Raw genomic sequence first — 20631 nt, 5'->3', positions numbered from 1 at the left:
GCCCGGCGTTACCGGCATACCCACCCTCGAAGACGTGTTTCCGTGCGCACGCTGCGTGCCGCGCTGTGCGGCGCAGGAACCTCAGCTGCCGCAGCGGCCACTCTGCCCCTATGCGTTGCGAATGCTCAAAGTTTGCGCGGCTTCTGCTTGCCATTCAAGCGCCGCTCACATTGACGCTCTGCCCAAAACGCTAAATGTTAAACACTATAGAACTTGAGTCAGGAGCGGCTGATGAACCGACGTCTCACGTACCGACTGATGGCCGGGCTGGTGGCGGCTGCCTTCGCGGCAGCGCCGGCTTTTGTGCCCGGAACGGCGCTCGCGCAGGGCACGCTGCGCGTGGCTATGACGCTGGCGGATATCCCGCTGACCGACGGCGCGCCCGACCAGGGCACGGAGGGCGTGCGTTTCGCGGGGTACACGATCTACGACCCGCTCATTTCCTTCGACCTTTCCTCGGCGGAAAAGGCGGCGGTGCTGCGCCCCGCCCTCGCCACCTCCTGGGTGCCGGATGCCACTGACAAGACCCGGTGGACCATCAAGCTGCGCGAGGGTGTGAAATTTCACGATGGGTCGGACTTCAACGCCGACGCGGTCATCTTCACTCTGGAGCGCACCTTCAACAAGGATTTCCCGGCCTATGACGCCTCGTTCAACCGGCAGCTGAAATCCTACCTGCCGAGCCTGAAGGGCTGGAAGAAGATCGACGATACAACGGTCGAGCTCACCACCAACGCGCCGGACTCCCTGTTCCCCTATCAGCTCACCCGCCTGCTTATCGTCTCGCCGGCGCAGTATGAGAAGCTCGGCAAGGATTGGGCGAAGTTCCGCGAGCAGCCCTCCGGCACCGGCCCGTGGAAGCAGGTCGCCCTGGTGCCGCGCCAGCGGCTGGAGCTGGATCCGAACAAGGACTATTGGGACAAGAACCGCGTACCCAAGCTGGACAAGCTGATCCTTCTGCCGGTGCCGGAAGTCTCGGCCCGCACCGCCGCGCTGCTCTCCGACCGGGTGGACTGGGCGGAAAGCCCCTCGCCGGACACGGTGGAGCGGCTGAAGGAAGACAAGATCACCGTGTCCACCAACGCGATCCCGCATATGTGGCCCTATACGCTGAGCCAGCTGCCGGATTCGCCCCTGGCTGACATCCGCGTGCGCAAGGCGCTCAATCTGGCCATCGACCGCGAGGGGCTGGTGGAAGTCCTCAGCGGCCTCGCCGTGCCCTCGGTCGGCAATGTCACGCCCGACAGTCCCTGGTTCGGGACGCCCAGCTTCAAGGTTGAATACAACCCGGACGAGGCCCGGCGTCTGCTAAAGGAAGCCGGCTACGGACCCGACAAGCCGCTGAAGCTCAAGGCAGCGATCTCCACCGCCGGTTCGGGCCAGATGTACCCGCTGCTGATGAACGAGTTCATCCAGGAGAATCTGCGCGAGGTCGGCGTCGAGCTGCAGCTTGAGGTGTTCGAGTGGGAGGCGCTGCGCGCCCGCCGCCGCGCCGGCGCCCAAGGCGAGGAGAACAAGGGCATCACCATGCTGAACAACAGCTGGAACAGCATGGACCCCTATGCCGCGTTGCTGCGCTTCCAGACCGAGGCGGAAATTCCGCCGGCCGGCACCAATTGGGGCAACGTCAAGGACCCGCAGATGGAAGAGCTGGTCAGCCAGGTTCGCAACGAGTTCGATCCGGCCAAGCAGGACGCGCTGCTGGCGCAGATCCACACCCGCCATGTCGACCAGGCCAATTTCGTCTGGGTGGTGCATGACGTGGGCTCGCGCGCCCTCTCGCCCAAGGTGAAGGGGCATGTGCACGCCAAGAGCTGGTTCGTGGACTTCTCCCCCGTCTACATCGAGAACTGAACCGAGTATCCCGGCATGCTGCTCTATGTCGTCCGCCGCCTGCTCTATGCCGTTCCGATCGCGCTGGGCGTGACGCTCGTCGTGTTCTCCCTGGTGCATATCGCGCCGGGGGATCCGATCAGCGCCCTGCTGCCCAACGAGGCGACGGAGGAGATGCTGCAACAGGCCCGCAAGGAGTTCGGTCTCGACCGGCCCCTTCCGGTCCAGTACGCGATCTGGCTGGGCCATGCGGCGGTCGGCAATCTCGGCGTTTCCATCGGCAGCGGCCGTCCCGTCGCGGACGAGGTGGCCGCTGCCGTGGTCAACACGGTGATCCTCGCCGTCAGCGCCGGCCTTCTCTCCTGCCTGCTCGGCTTCGTGCTCGGCATGGTGGCTGGGCTGCGCCGCGACGGCCTCATCGATCACCTGGTGAACCTGTTCACCATCTCGGGCGTCAGCCTGCCGCATTACTGGCTGGCGATCCTTCTGGTGATCGTGTTTTCGGTGAACCTGTCCTGGCTTCCCCCCCTCGGCGTGGGCCCGGACACCTCCGATGGCTGGCGACCGGACTGGGCGCATCTGCGCCACCTGATCCTGCCGACGCTGGCCACCGCCGCCATCCCGATGGCCGTCATCGCCCGCACCATGCGCGCGGGCGTGGTCGACGTGCTCGACCAGGATTTCATCGGCACGCTGCGGGCCAAGGGCCTGCCGCCGCGCCGCATCCTCTGGCATGTCGTGCGCAACGCCCTGCCGACCACGCTGGCGGTGATGGGGTTGCAGCTCGGCAACATGCTCGGCGGCTCGGTGCTGGTGGAAACCGTGTTCGCCTGGCCCGGCACCGGCTTCCTTCTCGCCTCGGCGATCTTCCAGCGCGACCTGCCGCTGCTGCAGGGCACGATGCTCGTGCTCGCCATGTTCTTCGTCTTCCTCAACCTGATCGTCGATCTCGTCCAGAGCGCGACCGATCCCCGCATCAGGAGGTCGTGATGCACGGGACGCTCGGCGGACCCGCCACAATCGACGCCGCCGTGGCGCCGGCGGTGAGGCATAACCGCTACGCGACGGTGGTGCTGCTGCGCTTCCTGCGCCAGCCGGTCCCGATGACAGCGGCGGTCATCCTGCTGGTGGTGATGCTCGCGGCGATCTTCGCCGGCTTCATCGCGCCGGCCGACCCGTTCCAGACCCGGGTCGCGCGCCGTCTCGCCGAGATCGGCACGCCCGGGCGCTGGCTCGGCGGCGACGAGCTGGGCCGCGACGTGCTGAGCCGCCTGATCTATGGCGGGCGGATCTCGCTCGCCATGGCGATCCTGCCGGTGGCGGTGGGGCTGTTCGTCGGCGGCTTCCTCGGCGTTCTCGCCGGCTATGCCGGCGGGCGAACCAACATGGCGATCATGCGCGCCATGGACGTGTTTTACGCCTTCCCCTCCATCCTGTTGGCGGTCGCCATTGCCGGCGCGCTGGGGCCGGGGCTGGTGAATGCCATCCTGGCGCTGTCGCTGGTGTTCATCCCGCCAATTGCCCGAATGGCGGAGAGCGTGACCACGCAGGTGCGTTCCTATGAATACGTCATCGCCGCCCGGCTGACGGGCGCCTCGACGCTGCGTATCCTGCGCGAGCATGTGCTGAGCAATGTGGCCGGCCCGATCCTCGTCTTCGCGTCGAGCCAGGTCAGCGTGTCGATCATCGCCGCCTCGGGCCTGTCCTTCCTCGGCCTTGGCGTCTCGCCGCCGAATTCCGACTGGGGGCTGATGCTGTCGGCCCTGCGCCAGTCGATCTACATCAACCCATGGGTCGCCGCCTTGCCTGGCGCCATGATCTTCCTGTGTTCGGTCTGCTTTAACCTCGTCAGCGACGGCGTTCGCCAGGCCATGGAGGTGCGGCGATGAACCCGGATCCTTCCCGCGACCTTTCCCGCATGCCCGCGCCCTTGCCGGAGATCGCGGATCGCGGCGGCCCGTTGCAGCCTCTGCTCAGCGCCACCGGCCTGCGCAAGGAGTTCCGCCTCGGCGGTGGCTTCTTCGGCCCGCGCGCCGTGGTCCACGCTGTCGACGATTTCTCGCTCACCGTGATCAAGGGCGAGACGGTCGGCATCGTCGGCGAATCCGGCTGCGGCAAGTCCACCGCCGCGCGGCTGCTGGCCGGCATCACCCCGGCCGATGACGGCGAGATTATCTTCGACGGCGAGACCTTCTGGACGCCGAGGTCCCGCATTTCCGGCGAGCGCCGCCGCGCCATCCAGATGGTGTTCCAGGACAGCGCCTCCTCGCTCAATCCGCGCATGACGCTGACCGAAACGCTGGCCTTCGGCCCGCGCGCCCATGGCGTGCCGACCGCGACGGCGCGGGCCTATGCGCGCGATCTTCTCGCCGCCGTCGGCCTGCCGCCGGCGCGCTTTGCCGAGCGCTATCCGATCGAGCTGTCCGGCGGCCAGCGCCAGCGCGTCAACATCGCCCGCGCGCTGGCCATCCGGCCGCGCCTGCTCATCTTGGACGAGCCGGTCTCGGCGCTCGACAAATCGGTCGAGGCGCAGGTGCTTAATCTTCTCGTCAGCCTGCGAGATCAGCTGGGGCTGAGCTATGTGTTCATTTCCCACGATCTCAACGTGGTCCGCTACATCTCCGACCGCGTGGTGGTGATGTATCTCGGCCAGATCGTCGAGGAGGCGAGCGCGCAGGACATCTTCGCCGCGCCGCGCCACCCTTACACACGGGCGCTGTTCGCCTCCAAGCCGTCGATCGATCCGCGCCAGCGGGTGACGGCGCCGCCACTGGTGGGCGACCCGCCGGACCCGGTGAACCCGCCCTCCGGTTGCCGCTTCCGCACCCGGTGCCCGATCGTCGAAGCCATCTGCGCCAACGCCCGGCCGCCGCTCAGCGCCATGCCCGGCGCCGGGGGCACCCACCGTGCCGCCTGCTGGGCCGCCTTGCCGGGCAATGAGCATTCCCTCTCGCCACGCCAGAAGGGAGCCCTGCAATGAATGTGCAAATGACCATTCCAGAGGCAGGGCCGAGGGTGGCGACCGCGCCCCTGCTCGACATTGCCGGCCTCCGCGTCGCCTATCGCGGCCTCGCCGGCTGGACGCAGGTGGTGCGCGGGGTCGATCTCTCGCTGGCGCCGGGCCGCACGCTGGTGCTGCTGGGCGAATCCGGTTCCGGCAAGAGCGTCACATTGCGCGCCATTCCCGGGCTGCTGCGCGAGGAGGGTGCGCGGGTCGAAGGGCATGTGCGTGTCGGCGGGCAGGATGTGACCACCCTGCCACCCGCCGAGCTGTTGAAGCTGCGCGGCGGGCGGGTCGGCTTCATCTTCCAGGAGCCGATGACCGCGCTCGACCCGGTGTTCCGCATCGGCGACCAGATCGCCGAGACCATTGTGCAGCATCGCGGGGTGAGCTGGCGCGCGGCGATGGCGACGGCGCGCGAACTGTTCGATCTCGTGCAGATTCCCTCGGCGGAGCGCCGGCTCAAGGCCTATCCGAACGAGCTTTCCGGCGGGCTGCGCCAGCGTGCCATGATCGCCATGGCGATGAGCTGCGAGCCGGAACTGCTGCTCGCCGACGAGCCGACCACGGCGCTTGACGCCACGGTGCAGATCCAGGTGCTGCTGCTGCTGCGCGAGATCCAGCGCGAGCGCGGCACCGCCATGGTGTTCGTCACCCATGACCTCGGCGTCGCGGCCGAGATCGCCGATGAGGTGGCGGTGATGTATGCCGGCCGCATCGTCGAGCGTGGCGGGGCCGAGCAGGTCCTGCTCTACCCCCGCCACCCCTATACGCGCGCGCTCACCAATTGCGTGGTGCAGGGCAGCTACCGCGACCAGCGGCTCGGCGAGTTGAGCGGCGCGCCTCCGGATGTCAGCCGGCTGCCGCCCGGCTGCAGTTTCGCCCCGCGCTGCCCCGCGCGCGCCGAGGACTGCCTGCGCCACGAGCCGGATTTCCGCTCCCTCGCGCCCGGCCATGACGCCGCGTGCCTTCATCCTTCCGGCCCCAGTGCCGACCCATCCTCCAGGCCGGGCGTACCGGCCGGTTCGCCCAAGGGACACTGACATGAACCTTCATTTGCGGGACGACCTGGCGCGCCTGACGGCGCTGGAAGCGCGCACGCGCATCGACGAGGGCAGCCTCACTTCCGAGCGGCTGGTCGCCGCCTGCCTGGAGCGGATCGCGCTGCGCGAACCCGAAGTCGAGGCCTGGACCCACCTTGATGCCGAGGGCGCGCTCGCCCAGGCCCGCGCGCTCGATGCCGGCCCGTCGCAGGGGCTGTTGCACGGCATTCCCTTTGGCGTGAAGGACATTCTCGACACGTTCGACCAGCCCTCCAGCTATGGCTCGCCGATCTACCGCGATCACCGCCCGGCCTGGGACAGTTCCACCGTCGCGCTGTCGCGGGCTCAGGGCGGCATCGCGCTCGGCAAGACCGTCACCACCGAATTCGCCAACCGCCACGCCGGCAAGACCCGCAACCCGCACAACCCGGCGCACACGCCGGGCGGCTCCTCTTCCGGCTCGGCGGCGGCGGTGGCGGATTTCCATGTGCCACTCGCCATCGGCACCCAGACCGGCGGATCGGTGATCCGGCCCGCCGCCTATTGCGGCGCCTATGGCTACAAGCCGAGCCTGCATGTGTTCGGCGAATCCGGCGTGCGCACCAATACCGAACAGTTCGACACGGTCGGCATCATGGCGCGCTCGGTGGCCGACCTCGCGCTGTTCAAGGCCGCCGCCGCCCAGATGCCCTATGTTCCGGTGGCGCCGGACGCGGTGTCGCGACCGCGCCTCGGCCTGTGCCGCAGCCCGCATTGGGACAAGGCCGCCCCCGAGACCCGGGACGCCATCGAGGCCTCGCGCCGGGCGCTGGAGGCCGCTGGCGCGCAGGTGGTGGATTTCGAGCTGCCCGACTTCTTCGACGGCCTCGACAGGGCGCACCGCGTCGTCTGCGGCTTTGAGAGCGTGCGTAACTATGCCGATGAGCTCGCCCGCTTTCCGGCTCTGGTCAGCGACGATTTCCGCCGCGAGCGCGTCGATGTCGGCAACGCTTCGAGCCTCGCCGATTTCCGCGAGGCACTCCGGCTCGGCCTGCGCGCCCGCCGCTGGATCGATGCCGCGCTGGCGGAGGCGGGGATCGATGCGCTGCTCACCCCGAGCGCGGCCGGCGAGGCGCCCGCCGGGCTCGCCTCCACCGGGCAGGCGACCTTCAATTATATCTGGACCCACATGTACATGCCGGCGGTGACGCTGCCGCGCTTCACCGGGCCGAACGGGCTTCCCGTCGGCATTCAGCTCGTCGGCCGCCGCCACGAGGACGACCGTCATCTCACCCTGGCCGCCTGGGCCGATCGCGTTCTCGCCGCGAACTGAGGAGCGTACCCATGAACATCCGTCAGACCGCCGAGGCGGTGACGACCGAGCCCTGCGAGCTGAGCGCGGTCGCGGCCGCCGCCGCCATCGCCCGGGGCGAATTGACTTCCGTTGCGCTGGTGACGAGCCTGTTGAACCGGATCGCCGAACGCCGCGAGGCGGTGCAGGCGTGGGTGTATCTCGACCCCGAGAAGGCGCTCGCCGAAGCCCGCGCCGCCGACGCCCGCACCGCTGACGTCCTTGCGCCCTCCGGCCCGCTGCATGGCGTGCCGGTGGGCCTCAAGGACATCATCAACGTCGCGGGCATGCCGACACGGTTCAACTCGCCGATCTATCCCGACTACATCCCCTTCGCCAATTCGGCCTGCGCGGCGATGATCCGCAAGGCCGGCGGCTTCATCCTCGGCAAGACCGTCACCACCGAATTCGCCAACCGCCATCCAGGCCCGACCATGAACCCGCATGATCCGGCCCGCACGCCGGGCGGCTCCTCCCAAGGATCGGCGGCGGCGGTGGCCGACCGGCAGGTGCCGCTCGCCATCGGCACGCAGACCAGCGGCTCGATCATCCGCCCGGCCGCCTTTTGCGGCATTGTCGGCTACAAGCCGAGCTTCGGCGAGATCAGCCGCGTCGGGGTGAAGCCGCATTCCGGCACGCTCGACACGCTCGGCCTGTGTGCCCGCTCGGTCGGCGATGTCGAGCTGCTGCGGGCGGTGCTGGTCGGCATCCCCTATGAGCCGGTGGCGCCGGCCACGGGGCGGCTGCGCGTCGCGATCTGCCGCGACCATTGGGACGCGGCAGAGCCGGCGGCGCGGGCCTCCGTCGAAAGCGTGGCCCGTCTCATGGAGGCTTCCGGCGCGGAGATCGGCGAACTGGTGCTGCCGCCGGCCTTGTTCCAGGGCTGGCAGGAGGACCATCGCCGCATCGCCAATTTCGAGGCCGCGCGCGGCTTCGGCCATGAAAAGCGGCTGCACCGCGACAAGCTGAGTCGCGAATTCTATGAGGGGCGCGTGCTCGATGGCGAGATGTGCAGCGTCGACGACTACATCGCCGCGCAGCGCCGGTCGGAAGCGATGCGGGTGTGGATCGAGGGGGCGCTGGAGGATATCGACGTCGTGCTGACGCCGGCGGCGGCGGGCGAGGCGCCGCTGGGCCTGGCCCGGACCGGCGATGCCGGGTTCAACTCGCTCTGGACCCTGCTCTATACGCCAAGCCTCACCCTGCCCTGCGGGCGCGGGCCGGCCGGCATGCCGCTCGGGGTGCAACTGATCGGCCGCCGCTTTGAAGACGAGCGGTTGTTCGCCATCGCCTCGGCGGTCGAGCAGATGCTGGCGCGGGTCTGAGCGTTCTCATGGACATGATGGCCAGCTTCGGGTCGCTCAGCCCCGGCCAATTTCTGCTGCTGGGCGCCATCGCCTTTGTCGGCGCCATATTGGGCGGCATTTCCAGCTTCGGCGCCGGCCTCATCGTCACCCCCTTCCTGATGCCCGTGGTCGGGGTGAAGGCGGTGGTGCCTGTGATGTCGATCGCGATGACGCTGGGCAATCTCTCGCGGGTCTGGGTCTACAGGCACGAGATCGACCGCGCCATCGTGCTGCGGATCATGCTCCCGGCCCTGCCCTGCGTGGTGATGGGAACGCTGGTTTACAGCTATCTCCCGCAAGCGCTGCTGGCACTGCTGATCGGGCTGTTCCTGCTGGTCTCCATCCCGCTGCGCCGCTACATGGCCCGCCGCGCCGTCACCCCGACGCCCGGAGCGGTGCTCGGCGTGTCGGGCGTGTTCGGCCTCGTCTCCGGCGCCCTGCCCGGCGGCGGGGTGGTGCTGATGCCGCTGCTGCTCGGCCTCGGCCTGGCACGCGGCGCCATCGTCGGCACCGACGCGCTGATCGGCACGGCGGTGAACGTCACCAAGACGCTCATGTTCGGCAAGCTGGACCTGATGACGACCGAGCTGTTCCTCGCCGGCCTGCTCATCGGCCTGTGCATGGTGCCGGGCGCGTATGGGGCGCGATGGCTGATCGAGCGCATGCATGTGAAGATGCACACCGCCCTCGTCGAAGTGCTGGTCATCGGCAGCGGGTTCTCCTTCGTCTGGACGGGGCTGGTGGCCTGGTGACGTGGTCATGGGGTGAGGGTGTGGGCTTCGCGCCGGAACACACGGCGCGGAAGGTCCTGCCCGGCGGTGCGCGATGGGCGGGATAACCGAGCGGTCGCCTGATTGTTCTTGATTTGTTCAAGATCTTGACGCCAGAGTGCGGCAACTCGGGAGTCGCGCATGACGAAGAAGACCTTCTATGTCGTCCAGCCCTTCGTGGCCGGCAAGCGCGGAGCGATAAAGGCCGGCATCCCGATGGAGGTCCGCAACGCCGCCGACGCCGAACGCATCGCCGAGCGCATGAGCCTTGTGCAGATCGGGGCGATCGCTTTCTCGACCGATGTGGAGCCCGAAAGCGGCGATGCCGATCCACCCGTGCTGATCGCCCGTTTCGGCCAGGTGCCCGACGGGGTGCTGGACCCGAGCTAGAGGCCCGGGAGTTCTGAGCGATCACGCGCCTGAACGGTGCTCCGGCGAATGCGGTAGACGGCGGCGGGCGGCAGATTGGCCAGCGTTCCGCCGATGCGCTCGGCTTCCAGCCCGAGCGGGGCCAGCAGCCGCGGCGGCACCGGGCAGCGCGGGCCATAGGTGAACTGGTAGAAGGCGCCCTCCGGCCGCATCTTGCCGAAAGCCCCCATCAGGATCGCCCGCACCTTGCGCGGGGTGATCGACAGCAGCGGCAGGCCGCTGACCACGGCGCCGGCCGGCGCGCCGCCGAAAAGCTCCACCGTGTCGAGCCGCGCGGCGTCCATCCACAGCGTGCGCGCGGCGGGGAAGCGGGCCTGCAGCGCCACGGCGAATTCCGAGCCGAACTCGATCAAGGCGAGGTCCGCCGGCCGCACCCCGCGCGCGATCAGCGCCCGGGTGAAGGCCCCGGTGCCCGGTCCGAGCTCGATCACCGGTCCGATGTCGGGCGAGATCTCGCTGGTGATCAGGCGGGCGAGCGCGCGGCCCGAGGGGGCGATGGCGGCGACGCGCAACGGGCTGCGCAGCCAGGCCTGGAAGAAGCCGAGGGTCTCGGCCATACGCTGAGAAGACATTGCAGATGTTCCGGAATCGGTTGTCTGGGGCGCGCCCCTGAAGGGCGCTAAAACACGGGACCGCGCGGCGGGCGCAAAGCCCGCGGCCGATCGCGTTCAGCGACGTGCGAAGGTGGCGGCGATGCGGCGGTTGGCGACCAGCATGGCGAGCGCGGTGGCGATGGTCGCCACCGGAACCGTCAGCAGGCCAAGCGCGAGGCCGTTCGGGATCTGCGCCGCACTGGCGGCATCGCTGACCATGCCGACGATCAGCGGTCCCAGCGCCGGCCCCATCAGGCCGGAGCCGACCATGACGATGCTGGTCGCCTGCGCCTCCCGGCCCTTGCCGGCGACGAGATGGGAGGCGCCGAAGGCGAAGGGCAGCATGAAGGCGAAGGAGAGCATGCCCGGCACCAGCAGGCCAACGGACAGCCAGCCGACGGGGGTAAACAGCGCGGCGGTGGTGGTCACGCTGGCGAGGAGGAACAGATAGGCCGGCGGACCCAGCACCCGGCCGGTGCCGGACTGCACCGCACGGTCGAACATCCGCCCGCCGGTCACGGCGCCGATGATGCCCATCAGCCCCTGCAGCAGGCCGAAAGCCAACCCCGCCTCCCCGGCGGTGAAACCGTGGATGCGGATCAGAAACGGCCCGGCAAAAGCATAGAACGGCGCCGAGGCGAAGCCGACCGCGATGGCGCCGACGAACAGCCAGCGGAAGGCGGGCCCCGCCAGCAGCCGCGCGCAGGAGCGCAGGAAGCTTTCGCCGGTGGCGGCGGACTGGCGCAGCGGCCGCGTCGGCCCGATGACGAGGAGAACCAGCAGGGCGATCACCCCGCCAATCGCTCCCGCGCCGACAAGCACCACCCGCCAGCCCAGCTGGTCGGCGATGGCGCCGCCGGCGGCGAAGCCCACCATGGAGCCGAGTGGCAGGCCCAAGGCGAAAAGCCCGATCGCCAGCCCGCGCCGCTCCGGCCTTATCGTGCGGGCGATGATGGCATGGCCGGCCGGGAAGGCGCCGGCCTCGCCCGAGGCCACGCCGAAGCGGGTAAGGGCCAGAACGAGGAAACTCGCGGCCACGCCGCCCAGCGCCGTCATCGCGCTCCAGGCCAGGAGGCACAGCACAAGCACGCGGCGCGGCGAGCCGCGATCAGCGGCCCGGCCCAGCGGCAGCGACAGGAGGGTGTAGCAGATCGCGAAGGGGATGCCGGTAAGCAGCCCAACCTGCGTGTCACTCAGCGAAAGCTCGGCCTTGATGGCTTCCGCCATAATGAAAGGCAGGATACGATCGGCCTGTGAGATCGCACTCACGAGGAATAGTGTCAAAAGTGTAGCATAGACTTGCCACCCGCTCACGTATTCGCTACCGGATTCAGCGGATGGATAAGGGATATCCTTCGATCCATCTATTGATCTCAGGGTGCTTTCCGTCATTCTGGGCAGGCTCCTCAGCTTGGTTCGCACCAATAGGCTAGAAGGAGTGCCCAATGATCAGAATGCCCGAAACGTCAATAAACCTGCCTATTCCTGCAGTCCCCCCTGCCTCTTCCGGTGGGCGAGCCGGGCGCGGCAGGTCGCGCAACGCACCGGAGGCCTGTGTGCCGTCATCGCTGCTTGAGACCGTCACGGCGTATATCGACAGCAGGGGCGGCGGGCAGGGCCTGTTCCCCACGCCGATGCCGGGGGTCAACATCATCCGTTCCTTCCAGGAAGTGATGCCCCACCGCAAGATCTATCAGCCCTCCCTCTGCATCGTGCTGCAGGGCGCCAAGCAGATCCTCTTCGGCAATGAGACGCTGGATTATGGCGTCATGGAATGCCTGGTCGTGAGCATCGCGCTCCCGGGCACGGGCCGGATCGTCAAGGCCAGCGAGACCGAGCCCTTTGTCGGCCTCACCGTCGATCTCGACATCGCGGTGGTCCGCGACATGGTCGAGCGGCTGGAGGCGCTGCCGGCCGCCCCCGCCAGCGGTGGCCCCTGCGCCTTCGTGGCGCAGATCGACGAACCTTTCGCCGAGTGCATCCAGCGTCTGGTGCGGATGGCCGACAGTCCGAAGGCGGTTCCCATTCTCTACCCCTCGGTCATGCACGATATCTGCTACTGGCTGCTGAGCGGGCCGCATGGGGCGGAGATCTGCAAGCTGTCCCTGCCCGCCTCCAACACCGAGCGGGTGGCCAAGGCCATTCACCTGCTGCGCGAGAACATCGCCCAGCCCATGCGGGTGGAACAGCTGGCCGAGGCGGCGCGGATGAGCCCGTCCTCCTTCCACCAGCATTTCAAGGCGCTGACCTCGATGACGCCGCTGCAATATCAAAAACAGCTGCGCCTGCTGGAGGCGCGGCGGCTGATGGTAGCGAACGCCGCCAGCGTGGCGGATGCCTCCTACAAGGTCGGCTATGAGAGCGCCTCACAGTTCAGCCGCGAATATTCCCGCATGTTCGGCATCGCCCCCAAGCGGGACGTGATGAACCAGCATCGCCTGTATCGTTCATTGACCGGCCGCGACATGCCGACCTCCCCAGCCTCCCCGATCAGCCCGGCCGCTTCGCCCGCCTGACGCGCCCGCCCTCTCGCGCCGCCCGCCCCCCTCAGCTGGAACGCGCCCCCTCGTCAGCCCGCGCGGCCTGACGAGGGGGCGTTTTTTTGGCACGCCGACAGGCGGCGGCCGGTCGGCCCTCTATTCCCCGGCGACATCGACATCCGGCACCCCTGCCCGTCCAAAGCATTTGGAGAATCAGGCAGGTTTTCTGTGCGTTCCGGCATTCGCCCGCGCTCCCTCGGCGGCTAACGTCCCGCTCCGATGACCACGCCAAAAGGCGTAGTTGCCCGGTCCGTCCGCACCGGGCCCGGCCCTCCCTGCGCGCCGGCGGCACGGCTTTGATCGCCGCTCCCCGCGCGCCCTCTCTCCACAGGAGCCCGTCATGTCGAACGCCCTCAAGGCATGCCTCTTGGCCGCCGTCGCGGCCGCGGCCCTCGCCTTCACCACCATTGAGGCCGCCGCGCAGGCCGCCTCGCCGAACCAGATCGTCGGGGTCCGGGAGGCCGAGAACGGCGCCATCAAGCTGGAAATGTTCGATGCCGGGGGCAGTTACGCCGCCCGCATGCTCTATGGCCGGCAATTGATGGAAGCCGACGGCACGACCTTCAAGAAGGACACGCTGAACCCGGACCCGGCGCTGCGCGGGCGCTCGCTGGAGGGCATCGTCTTCGTCACCAACCTCACCTGGGACATGCGGGACCGCCGCTGGGAAGGCGGCGATTTCTATAGCGGCCTCACCGGCCGCACCATGTCAGTTCAGGCCGAACTCGTTGGCGAGACGATGCAGGTGCGCGCCTATATGGGCGCACCGCTGCTCGGCCAGACCATCGTCTTCCGCCGCGTGCCGTGAGGCCGCCCGAGCGACGCCCGTCCGGGCGCCCGCCGCATTGGAGGAATGGGCATGTTTTATGCGCGTTCCGGCATGGCGATTCCCGGCGCGGCCGTCACTCTTGCGCCGAAGCGCGGTCGGCCGGACCCGGCCCTTCGCGCGGCCCTTTCCAACTGCCAAGGAACGACCATGACACGATGGACCACGCGGGACATTCCCGCCCAGCACGGCCGCGCGGCCCTCGTCACCGGCACGGGTGGCCTCGGCTATGAGGACGCGCTGGCCCTCGCCCGTGCCGGCGCCAATGTGGTGATCGCCGGGCGCAACCCGGCCAAGGGGGCGGCGGCGGTGGCCGCGATCCGGCAGGCGGTTCCCGGCGCGCAGGTGCGGTTCGGCGAGGTCGACCTCGCCAGCCTCGCCTCGGTCGCCAGCTTCGCCGCCCGGCTCGCGGGCGAACAGGATAGCCTCGACCTCTTGATCAACAATGCCGGCGTGATGACCCCGCCGCAGCGGCGCGAGACGCGCGATGGCTTCGAGCTGCAGTTCGGCACCAATTATCTCGGCCATTTCGCGCTCACCGCGCAGCTGATGCCGCTGCTGAAGAAGGGGCGCGATCCCCGCGTCGTCACCGTGGGCAGCATCGCGGCGCGCCGGGGCACGATCGATTTCGACGACCTGCAGGCGCAGCGCAGCTATCGCGCCTTTCACGTCTACGCCCAGTCGAAGCTGGCCTGCCTGCTGTTCGCCTTCGAGCTGAACCGGCGCAGCGCTGCCGGAGGATGGGGCGTGCAGAGTTTGGCGGCGCATCCCGGCCTCTCGCGCACCGATCTGCTGTTCAACACCCCCGGCGGGCCCACCCGCACCATCTATTTTCTGCGCCGCGTCTTTCGGCTGCTGTTCCAGCCAGCGGCGCAGGGGGCGCTGCCGACCCTCTTCGCCGCCACCGATCCGAACGCGCGCGATGGCGCCCATTACGGCCCCGACCGGCTGGCGGGAACACGCGGCTATCCCACCGAGGAGCCGGCGCCGCCACGGGCGCTGGACAAGGCCGTGGCGGTGCGGCTGTGGGAGGTGTCGGAGAATTTGGCGAAGGTGCGGTTCGCGTGAAGAGCCGCGACTTCCGTAGAGGCATGGCCCAGAATCGCCGTCCCGGCCCGCGCTCTATTGGTTAGAGTTCTTTAACAGGCTGGTCATGACTCGCTAAATTGTGGCGTCTGCGAACCGGACGTATCGTAACGGCAGATGAGGCGAACGGCTTTAGCCGTTTTGACCTCGGCCCGGCGCCGGTGGTGTCATCCTGACAGTGCCGCTTCCGATAATGCCGGGCCGCTCTTCGCATTCACCGCCAACCAACAGGGATGGCACGTCCGAACGACATGCCGCGCCCTCGCGCCCTCCCCCCACGCCGCTTCGTGCGGGGGGCAGGACAGCCGCGCGCGCAGATTTGAGGAAACCGACATGCGACGCATCTGCACCACCCTGCTTCTCGCCGCCACGACACTCGGCACGACCCTCGCCACGCCGGCCCTCGCCCAGACTCCGGGCGAAAGCCCGTCCGCGCCCGCCTGCGTAACGGGAGCGGCGCGGCAGTCGGCCGAACCGGAAGCGCAGGCCGGCAACCGGCAGATTGTCACCGAGGCCTTCAATCGCTGGCAGGCGGGGGGCTCGACCTTCTTCACCGACCTCCTGTCCCCGGACGTGATCTGGACAATCGAGGGTTCCGGCCCGAGCGCCGGCCGCTATGAAGGGCGCGAGCCCTTCATCGAACGCGCCGTCCGCCCATTTGTCGCCCGGCTGTCCAGCCCGATCCGGCCGGTCAGCAAGACGGTCTGGGCCGATGGCGACCATGTGATCGTGAACTGGGAGGGCGTCGGCACCGCGCAGGATGGCCAGCCCTATGCCAACAACTATGCCTGGATCCTGCGCATGCAGGATGGCAAGGCGGTCGAGGTGACGGCATTTCTCGACCTTGTCCCCTATGATGACGTGCTGCGGCGCATTCCCGCCCCGCGCCCGGAGTGAATCCGGCAGTGTTTCCGGCGCGGCGGCAAGAACAACCTCCGCACGATCGCGCAGGAATGACGGACGTTGCAGCATAGGCAGCCGGAAGCGCGGCCCTTATCGTGACGATCGATGATGCCTCACGCCGGCGTTACCTGCCGGATCGAAGCCTTACACAGCCCGTCGCAGCCTCCATCGCCGGAATGACTGTGTCCACGCCGCGCGCGCCCTCATGGCCGGGCGCGGCAGGCGTCATCTTTTCAGAATTTCTGGCCGGGAGAGGGAGATGCCGTCATGACCGCCTTCACCATCAATGGGCGCGCCGTCCAGGTCGCCGCCGAACCCGACACGCCGCTTCTGTGGGTGATCCGGGAGAATCTCAAGCTCACCGGCACCAAATATGGCTGCGGCATCGCTGCCTGCGGGGCCTGCACGGTGCATGTCGACGGTGAACCCACGCGCGCCTGCCAGACCCAGCTGCAGGACGTGGCCGGGCGGCAGGTGACAACGATCGAGGGGCTCTCCCCCGATTCCAGCCATCCGCTGCAAAAGGCGTGGATCACGGAGCAGGTCCCGCAATGCGGCTACTGCCAGTCCGGCCAGATCATGCAGGCGGCCGGGCTGCTCGCCAGCACGCCGCACCCGAGCCGCACGGAGATCGTCGCGCATATGGACGGCAATCTGTGCCGCTGCGGCACCTACGACCGGATCGTCAGCGCCATTGAGCGCGCGGCGCAGGAGGGCTGAACCATGGTGACTCGCCTTGAGCCCCACACCACCGCCCTGTCCCGGCGCAGCTTTCTCGTCACGCTCGGCGGGGCCGGCATCGCCGTGGCCTTTGGCGGCCTCGTCCCCGTCGCGCACGCCGCCACCGAGACAGGCGCCGCCGAAGGCCTCACGCTCAATGTCTGGGTGACGATCGCCCCGGATGGCATCGTCACCCTCGTCTCGCCCGCCGCCGAAATGGGCCAGGGGGTGAAGACCGCCCTTCCCCTGCTGATCGCCGAGGACATGGATGCCGACTGGGACAAGGTGCGGGTCGTGCAGGCGCCCTCCGACGCCGAAACCTACGGCAATCCCGGATTTTACGGCATCCAGCTGACCGGCGGCAGCGAGACGGTGCGCGGCTATTACCAATTGCTGCGCCTTGCCGGCGCGCAGACGCGCAAGATCCTCCTCGCCATCGCCGCGACGCATCTCGACGTGCCGGTGGGCGAACTCACGACCGAGCCCGGCCTTGTCGTGCATGCCGGCAGCGGGCGCACGCTCTCCTATGGCGCGATCGCCGCTCATGGCGTGCTGCCCGACCCGCTGCCGCAGGCGAGCGAGGCGGACCTGAAGCCGGCCGACCAATGGCGCTATATCGGCCGCCGCGATGTGGACCGCGTCGACGTGCCCTCCAAGGTCAACGGTACCGCGCAGTTCGGCATCGACATCAATCTGCCCGACATGCTGCATGGCGCCGTGCTGCGCCCACCCGTGCCGGGTGAGCGGCCGGAGCGCATCGACGACGCAGCGGCGAAGGCGGTAAAGGGCATCACCCGCATCGTGCCGCTGGCCTATGGCATCGGCATCATCGGCGAGAGCACCGACGCGGTGCGACGGGCGAAGGAGGCGCTGGTCGTCACCTGGAGCACCGACTCCCGGGCGCGGACCTATGACAGCGCGGCGCTGGCACAGGCTTATCGGGACATTGGCCGCGATCTCGCCCGGCAGGGCGTGCCCGCCCGTGCCGAGGGCGATGCCCCCGCCGCCATCGTCGGCGCCGCGCGGGTTGTCGTCGCCGACTATGTGACGGACCTCGTCTATCACGCGCCGATGGAGCCGATGAACGCCACGGCGCGTGTGATCGGCGACCGGGTCGAGGTGTGGGCGCCGACGCAGGGCCCCACGGGAACGCAGGGCTTCGCAGCCGCCGCCGCCGGCACGACCCCGGACAAGGTGACGGTGCACACCACCCTGCTTGGCGGCGCTTTCGGCCGCAAGGCCGAGGCCGATTTCATCACCGATGCCGTGCTGCTCGCCAGGGAGGTCGAGGGCCGTCCGGTCAAGATGATCTGGAGCCGCGAGGACGATGTGCGGCACGGCAAATATCGGCCGCTCGCCACCCAGCATGTCGAAGTGGGCCTCGATCGCGCCGGCGCCATCACCGGCTGGCGCCACCGTGTCGTCGCCGACTCCATCTTCGCCCGCACCCTGCCGGAGATGTTCAAAAGCGATGGCGGGCTCGACACCGTCGTCACCGATGGGACGATCTTCAACTACCGCGTTCCCGCCCATCTGGTGGAGTACATCCGGCAGGACAGCGGGCGCGATGTCGGCTTCTGGCGCGCCGTCGGCTATGGCCAGAACGCTTTCGGCGTGGAGTGCATGATCGACGAGGTGGCGGCCGCCAGCGGCGTCGATCCGGTCGCGCTGCGGCTGCACCTGCTGAGCGATCAGCCCCGCGCGCGCAAGGTGATCGAGGCGGTCGCGCGAAAAGCGGACTGGCCGCGTCCGCGTGAAGGCCGGGCGCTCGGCCTCGCCTATACCGACGCCTTTGGCGGGCATTGCGCCGAGGTGGCGGAGGTCTCGCTCGATCGCGACAGCGGCGAGATCCGCCTGCACGAGGTGTGGTGCGTGATCGATCCTGGCGTCGCGCTGCAGCCGCGCAATATCGAGGCGCAGATCACAGGCGCCATCGTCTTCGGCGTCAGCCACGCGCTCTATGAGCAGATCAACATCGTCGCCGGCGAGGTGCAGGAAAGCAATTTCGACAGCTACCGCATCCTGCGCCTGTCGGAGATGCCGCGCATCCATGTCGAGGTGACGCCGACGCCGGAGAACAAGCCGGCCGGCATTGGCGAAATCGGCCTGCCGCCGATCGGCCCGGCCATCGCCAATGCCGTGGCCCGCCTCACCGGCGGCGTGCGGCTGCGCCATTACCCCTTCCTGCCCGACCGGGTGAAGGCGGCGCTCGCCGGCTGAATGGGCCGGGGCTGGGGGGCCTCGCTCACACCTAGGGAAACACCACATGCAGAGGCCCGACGGCAGCTGGGACCCTTTCGACGACCACGTCATCGACTTCGCCCTTGCCCGGCTGCGGCAGGGCGAGCGGGTGGCGCTGGTCACGCTGTTTGCCATCGATGGCGCCTCCCCGAGCCCGCTCGGCGCCCAGATGGCGGTTACGGCCGGCGGCGAGAGCGTCGGCTACCTCTCCGGCGGCTGCCTGGAGCGCGCCGTGATCGCCGAGGCGCAGGAAGCGATGCAAGCGGGCGCCAACCGCCTGGTTCGCTACGGCAAGGGCTCGCGCTATCTCGATATCCAGCTGCCCTGCGGCAGCGCGATCGACCTCTATTTCGACGTGTCGGTCACGAGCGCCGCTCTGGCGCGGATCGAGCGTCCGTATCGCGCCCGCAGGGAGAGCACGGTCGAGATCGGCCCGGCACCGGGGGAAAAGGGCCCGGTGCTGCGGCGCCATTACCGCCCGCAAACCCGGCTGCTCGTCGCCGGCACCGGCGCGGCGGCGGTTCAGCTCCTGCTGCTGGGCCGGGTCAGCGGCTTCGAGCCCCAGTTGCTCTCGCCGGACGCGCCGACCCGCGCGGCGTGCGAACGGGAAGGGATAAGCGCGCGGTCGATCCCCAGCACCGGTGCGGCCCGGGATTTCGTGGCGGATGCCTACACCGCCTTCGTGCTGATGTTCCACGATCACGACTGGGAACACGATTTTCTCACCGCCGCGCTGGCGAGCGAGGCGTTCTATCTGGGCGCGCAGGGCAGCAGGAGCGTGCATGCGGCCCGCCGCCAGCGCTTGCTCGCGGCGGGCCACAGCGCGGCGCAGGTGGCGCGGCTGCGTGGGCCGGCGGGGCTGTTCCATGGCGGCAAGAGCGCCTATGCCATCGCCGCCTCGATCCTTGCGGAGATCATGGAGGCGGAGCAGCGGCGCTTTCCCTCGCTCGTCTCGCTGGCGTCGTCGCCGGTGGCGCGGCGCTACTCCGCCGCCCGGGCGGCCGACGGCGCCGTGCGCCCATAGTGGCGGGGCGAGCAGCCCATCATCCGCTTGAACGCCGTGCTGAACGCGCTTTCCGATTCATAGCCCACCGCCAGGGCGACCGTCCCGACCGGGTCGCCGCTGTTCTCCAGCCGGTCGCAGGCCAGCAGCATGCGCCAGCGGGCGACATATTGCATCGGCGGTTCGCCCACGCTCTCGCGGAAGCGCAGGGCGAAGGTCGTGCGCGACATGCCGGCCTGCTCGGCCAGTAGCTGCAAGGTCCAGCCATGGGCGGGATCGGCATGGATCGCCCGGATCGCCGCCCCCAGCTGCCGGTCCGCCAGCGCGGAGAGCCAGCCGACGCCGGCGCCGGCCTCCAGATGCACCCGCAGCGCCTGCACCAGCATCATGTGGGCGAGATGCTGCAGCACCAGCGCGTTGCCGGCCTGGCGCTCGCGCAGTTCCTTCATCATCTCCTCAACCGACCAGCGCAGCGCCGCCTGTCCGGCCTGGCCGGTGATATGGACGATGGGTGGCAGCAGTCCCAGCAGCATGTCGGCATGGTGGCCGCGCACGCCGAAGCGGCTGCCGACAAGGGCAAATCCGCCGCCGCCATTCAGCCGCACCACCCCGCCCCGCTGGGCGGGCGGAAAGATCTGGCCGGAGGGCGTGGCCGGCAGGTCGAGAGCGCTGCCCATGCGAAACGGCCGGCCCCTCGGCAGCACGAAGCATTCGCCGGCCTCCAGCCGCACCGGCGCGCTCACCCCCTCGACGGCGAGCCAGCCGCCGCCCGCGACGACCGCGTAGCATTTGATCAGCGTGCTCTGGTCGCCGAACTGCACCGCCCAGTCGCCCCCGGCCTCGAAGCCGGACGACACATAGGCATGCGGCTTCAGCAAGGAGAGGACGTCGGAGAGCGGATCCATGAAATCCCCGGGGTCAGAGCGATTGAATGAAAGCCGGCAAATGACCATTTCATCGCCGCCAT

General features: G+C 68.9%; 19 protein-coding genes. 16 read left to right on the top strand and 3 right to left on the bottom strand.

Features of this window, described 5'->3' with window-relative positions; all coding sequences use genetic code 11:
- The first annotated feature begins 258 nt into the window (after positions 1-258).
- The 9 genes from A3M1_RS0120330 (at position 259) to A3M1_RS0120290 (ending at position 9713) form a co-directional block, all read left to right on the top strand.
- On the top strand, positions 259-1854 hold the full coding sequence (locus A3M1_RS0120330; RefSeq protein WP_018390834.1) for an ABC transporter substrate-binding protein: 1596 nt from the start codon (positions 259-261) through the stop codon (positions 1852-1854).
- 15 nt (positions 1855-1869) lie between these two features.
- Positions 1870-2823, top strand: coding sequence for an ABC transporter permease (locus tag A3M1_RS0120325; RefSeq protein ID WP_018390833.1), 954 nt, complete (start codon positions 1870-1872; stop codon positions 2821-2823).
- A complete protein-coding gene (locus tag A3M1_RS0120320) occupies positions 2823-3722 on the top strand; it encodes an ABC transporter permease (protein ID WP_018390832.1) in 900 nt (299 codons plus the stop codon). Before A3M1_RS0120325 ends, A3M1_RS0120320 begins: the two co-directional genes overlap by 1 nt.
- Entirely contained in the window at positions 3719-4813 is a 1095-nt protein-coding gene (locus tag A3M1_RS0120315) for an ABC transporter ATP-binding protein (protein ID WP_018390831.1), read from the top strand. The genes A3M1_RS0120320 and A3M1_RS0120315 overlap by 4 nt, the downstream gene beginning before the upstream one ends.
- Complete coding sequence (locus tag A3M1_RS0120310; RefSeq protein ID WP_018390830.1) at positions 4810-5877, top strand: ABC transporter ATP-binding protein; 1068 nt, start codon at positions 4810-4812, stop codon at positions 5875-5877. Before A3M1_RS0120315 ends, A3M1_RS0120310 begins: the two co-directional genes overlap by 4 nt.
- A gap of 1 nt (position 5878) precedes the next feature.
- Positions 5879-7189: an amidase gene (locus A3M1_RS0120305; RefSeq protein ID WP_018390829.1), complete on the top strand. Its 1311-nt coding sequence runs from the start codon at positions 5879-5881 to the stop codon at positions 7187-7189.
- 11 nt (positions 7190-7200) lie between these two features.
- Positions 7201-8532 (top strand): amidase, encoded by a 1332-nt coding sequence (locus tag A3M1_RS0120300; protein WP_018390828.1) that lies wholly within the window; start codon positions 7201-7203, stop codon positions 8530-8532.
- 8 nt (positions 8533-8540) lie between these two features.
- On the top strand, positions 8541-9305 hold the full coding sequence (locus A3M1_RS0120295; protein ID WP_018390827.1) for a sulfite exporter TauE/SafE family protein: 765 nt from the start codon (positions 8541-8543) through the stop codon (positions 9303-9305).
- A 159-nt stretch (positions 9306-9464) separates the two neighbouring features.
- A complete protein-coding gene (locus A3M1_RS0120290; protein ID WP_018390826.1) occupies positions 9465-9713 on the top strand; it encodes a hypothetical protein in 249 nt (82 codons plus the stop codon).
- Here A3M1_RS0120290 and A3M1_RS0120285 read toward each other — a convergent pair.
- Positions 9710-10309 carry a class I SAM-dependent methyltransferase gene (locus tag A3M1_RS0120285; protein WP_018390825.1) on the bottom strand — a complete coding sequence of 200 codons (600 nt, stop codon included), beginning with the start codon at positions 10307-10309 and terminating at the stop codon, positions 9710-9712. The genes A3M1_RS0120290 and A3M1_RS0120285 overlap by 4 nt on opposite strands.
- Positions 10310-10420: 111 nt before the next feature.
- Positions 10421-11737, bottom strand: a complete 1317-nt coding sequence (locus A3M1_RS0120280; protein WP_026221423.1) for an MFS transporter — start codon at positions 11735-11737, stop codon at positions 10421-10423.
- A 164-nt stretch (positions 11738-11901) separates the two neighbouring features.
- Here A3M1_RS0120280 and A3M1_RS0120275 point away from each other — a divergent pair, with 164 nt between their 5' ends.
- The 7 genes from A3M1_RS0120275 to A3M1_RS0120245 all read left to right on the top strand — a co-directional run bounded on the left by A3M1_RS0120275 (position 11902) and on the right by A3M1_RS0120245 (position 19685).
- Complete coding sequence (locus tag A3M1_RS0120275) at positions 11902-12861, top strand: AraC family transcriptional regulator (protein ID WP_018390823.1); 960 nt, start codon at positions 11902-11904, stop codon at positions 12859-12861.
- A 364-nt stretch (positions 12862-13225) separates the two neighbouring features.
- Complete coding sequence (locus A3M1_RS0120270) at positions 13226-13693, top strand: DUF2147 domain-containing protein (protein ID WP_018390822.1); 468 nt, start codon at positions 13226-13228, stop codon at positions 13691-13693.
- Between the two features lie 168 nt (positions 13694-13861).
- Positions 13862-14779: an SDR family oxidoreductase gene (locus tag A3M1_RS0120265; protein WP_026221422.1), complete on the top strand. Its 918-nt coding sequence runs from the start codon at positions 13862-13864 to the stop codon at positions 14777-14779.
- 351 nt (positions 14780-15130) lie between these two features.
- A complete protein-coding gene (locus tag A3M1_RS0120260; protein ID WP_018390820.1) occupies positions 15131-15694 on the top strand; it encodes a nuclear transport factor 2 family protein in 564 nt (187 codons plus the stop codon).
- A gap of 273 nt (positions 15695-15967) precedes the next feature.
- On the top strand, positions 15968-16420 hold the full coding sequence (locus tag A3M1_RS0120255; protein ID WP_018390819.1) for a (2Fe-2S)-binding protein: 453 nt from the start codon (positions 15968-15970) through the stop codon (positions 16418-16420).
- 3 nt (positions 16421-16423) lie between these two features.
- Positions 16424-18640, top strand: a complete 2217-nt coding sequence (locus A3M1_RS0120250) for a xanthine dehydrogenase family protein molybdopterin-binding subunit (RefSeq protein WP_018390818.1) — start codon at positions 16424-16426, stop codon at positions 18638-18640.
- 46 nt (positions 18641-18686) lie between these two features.
- Positions 18687-19685, top strand: coding sequence for an XdhC family protein (locus tag A3M1_RS0120245; RefSeq protein WP_018390817.1), 999 nt, complete (start codon positions 18687-18689; stop codon positions 19683-19685).
- Here A3M1_RS0120245 and A3M1_RS0120240 read toward each other — a convergent pair.
- Positions 19643-20569 (bottom strand): AraC family transcriptional regulator, encoded by a 927-nt coding sequence (locus A3M1_RS0120240; RefSeq protein WP_018963988.1) that lies wholly within the window; start codon positions 20567-20569, stop codon positions 19643-19645. The two genes, A3M1_RS0120245 and A3M1_RS0120240, sit on opposite strands and share 43 nt — an antisense overlap.
- Positions 20570-20631 lie beyond the last annotated feature (62 nt).

Source organism: Ancylobacter sp. FA202, assembly GCF_000380205.1.
In the GTDB taxonomy this organism is placed as follows: domain Bacteria; phylum Pseudomonadota; class Alphaproteobacteria; order Rhizobiales; family Xanthobacteraceae; genus Ancylobacter.
The sequence above is the reverse complement of the archived record's forward strand: the minus strand, read 5'-3'. Positions and strand labels throughout refer to the sequence as shown.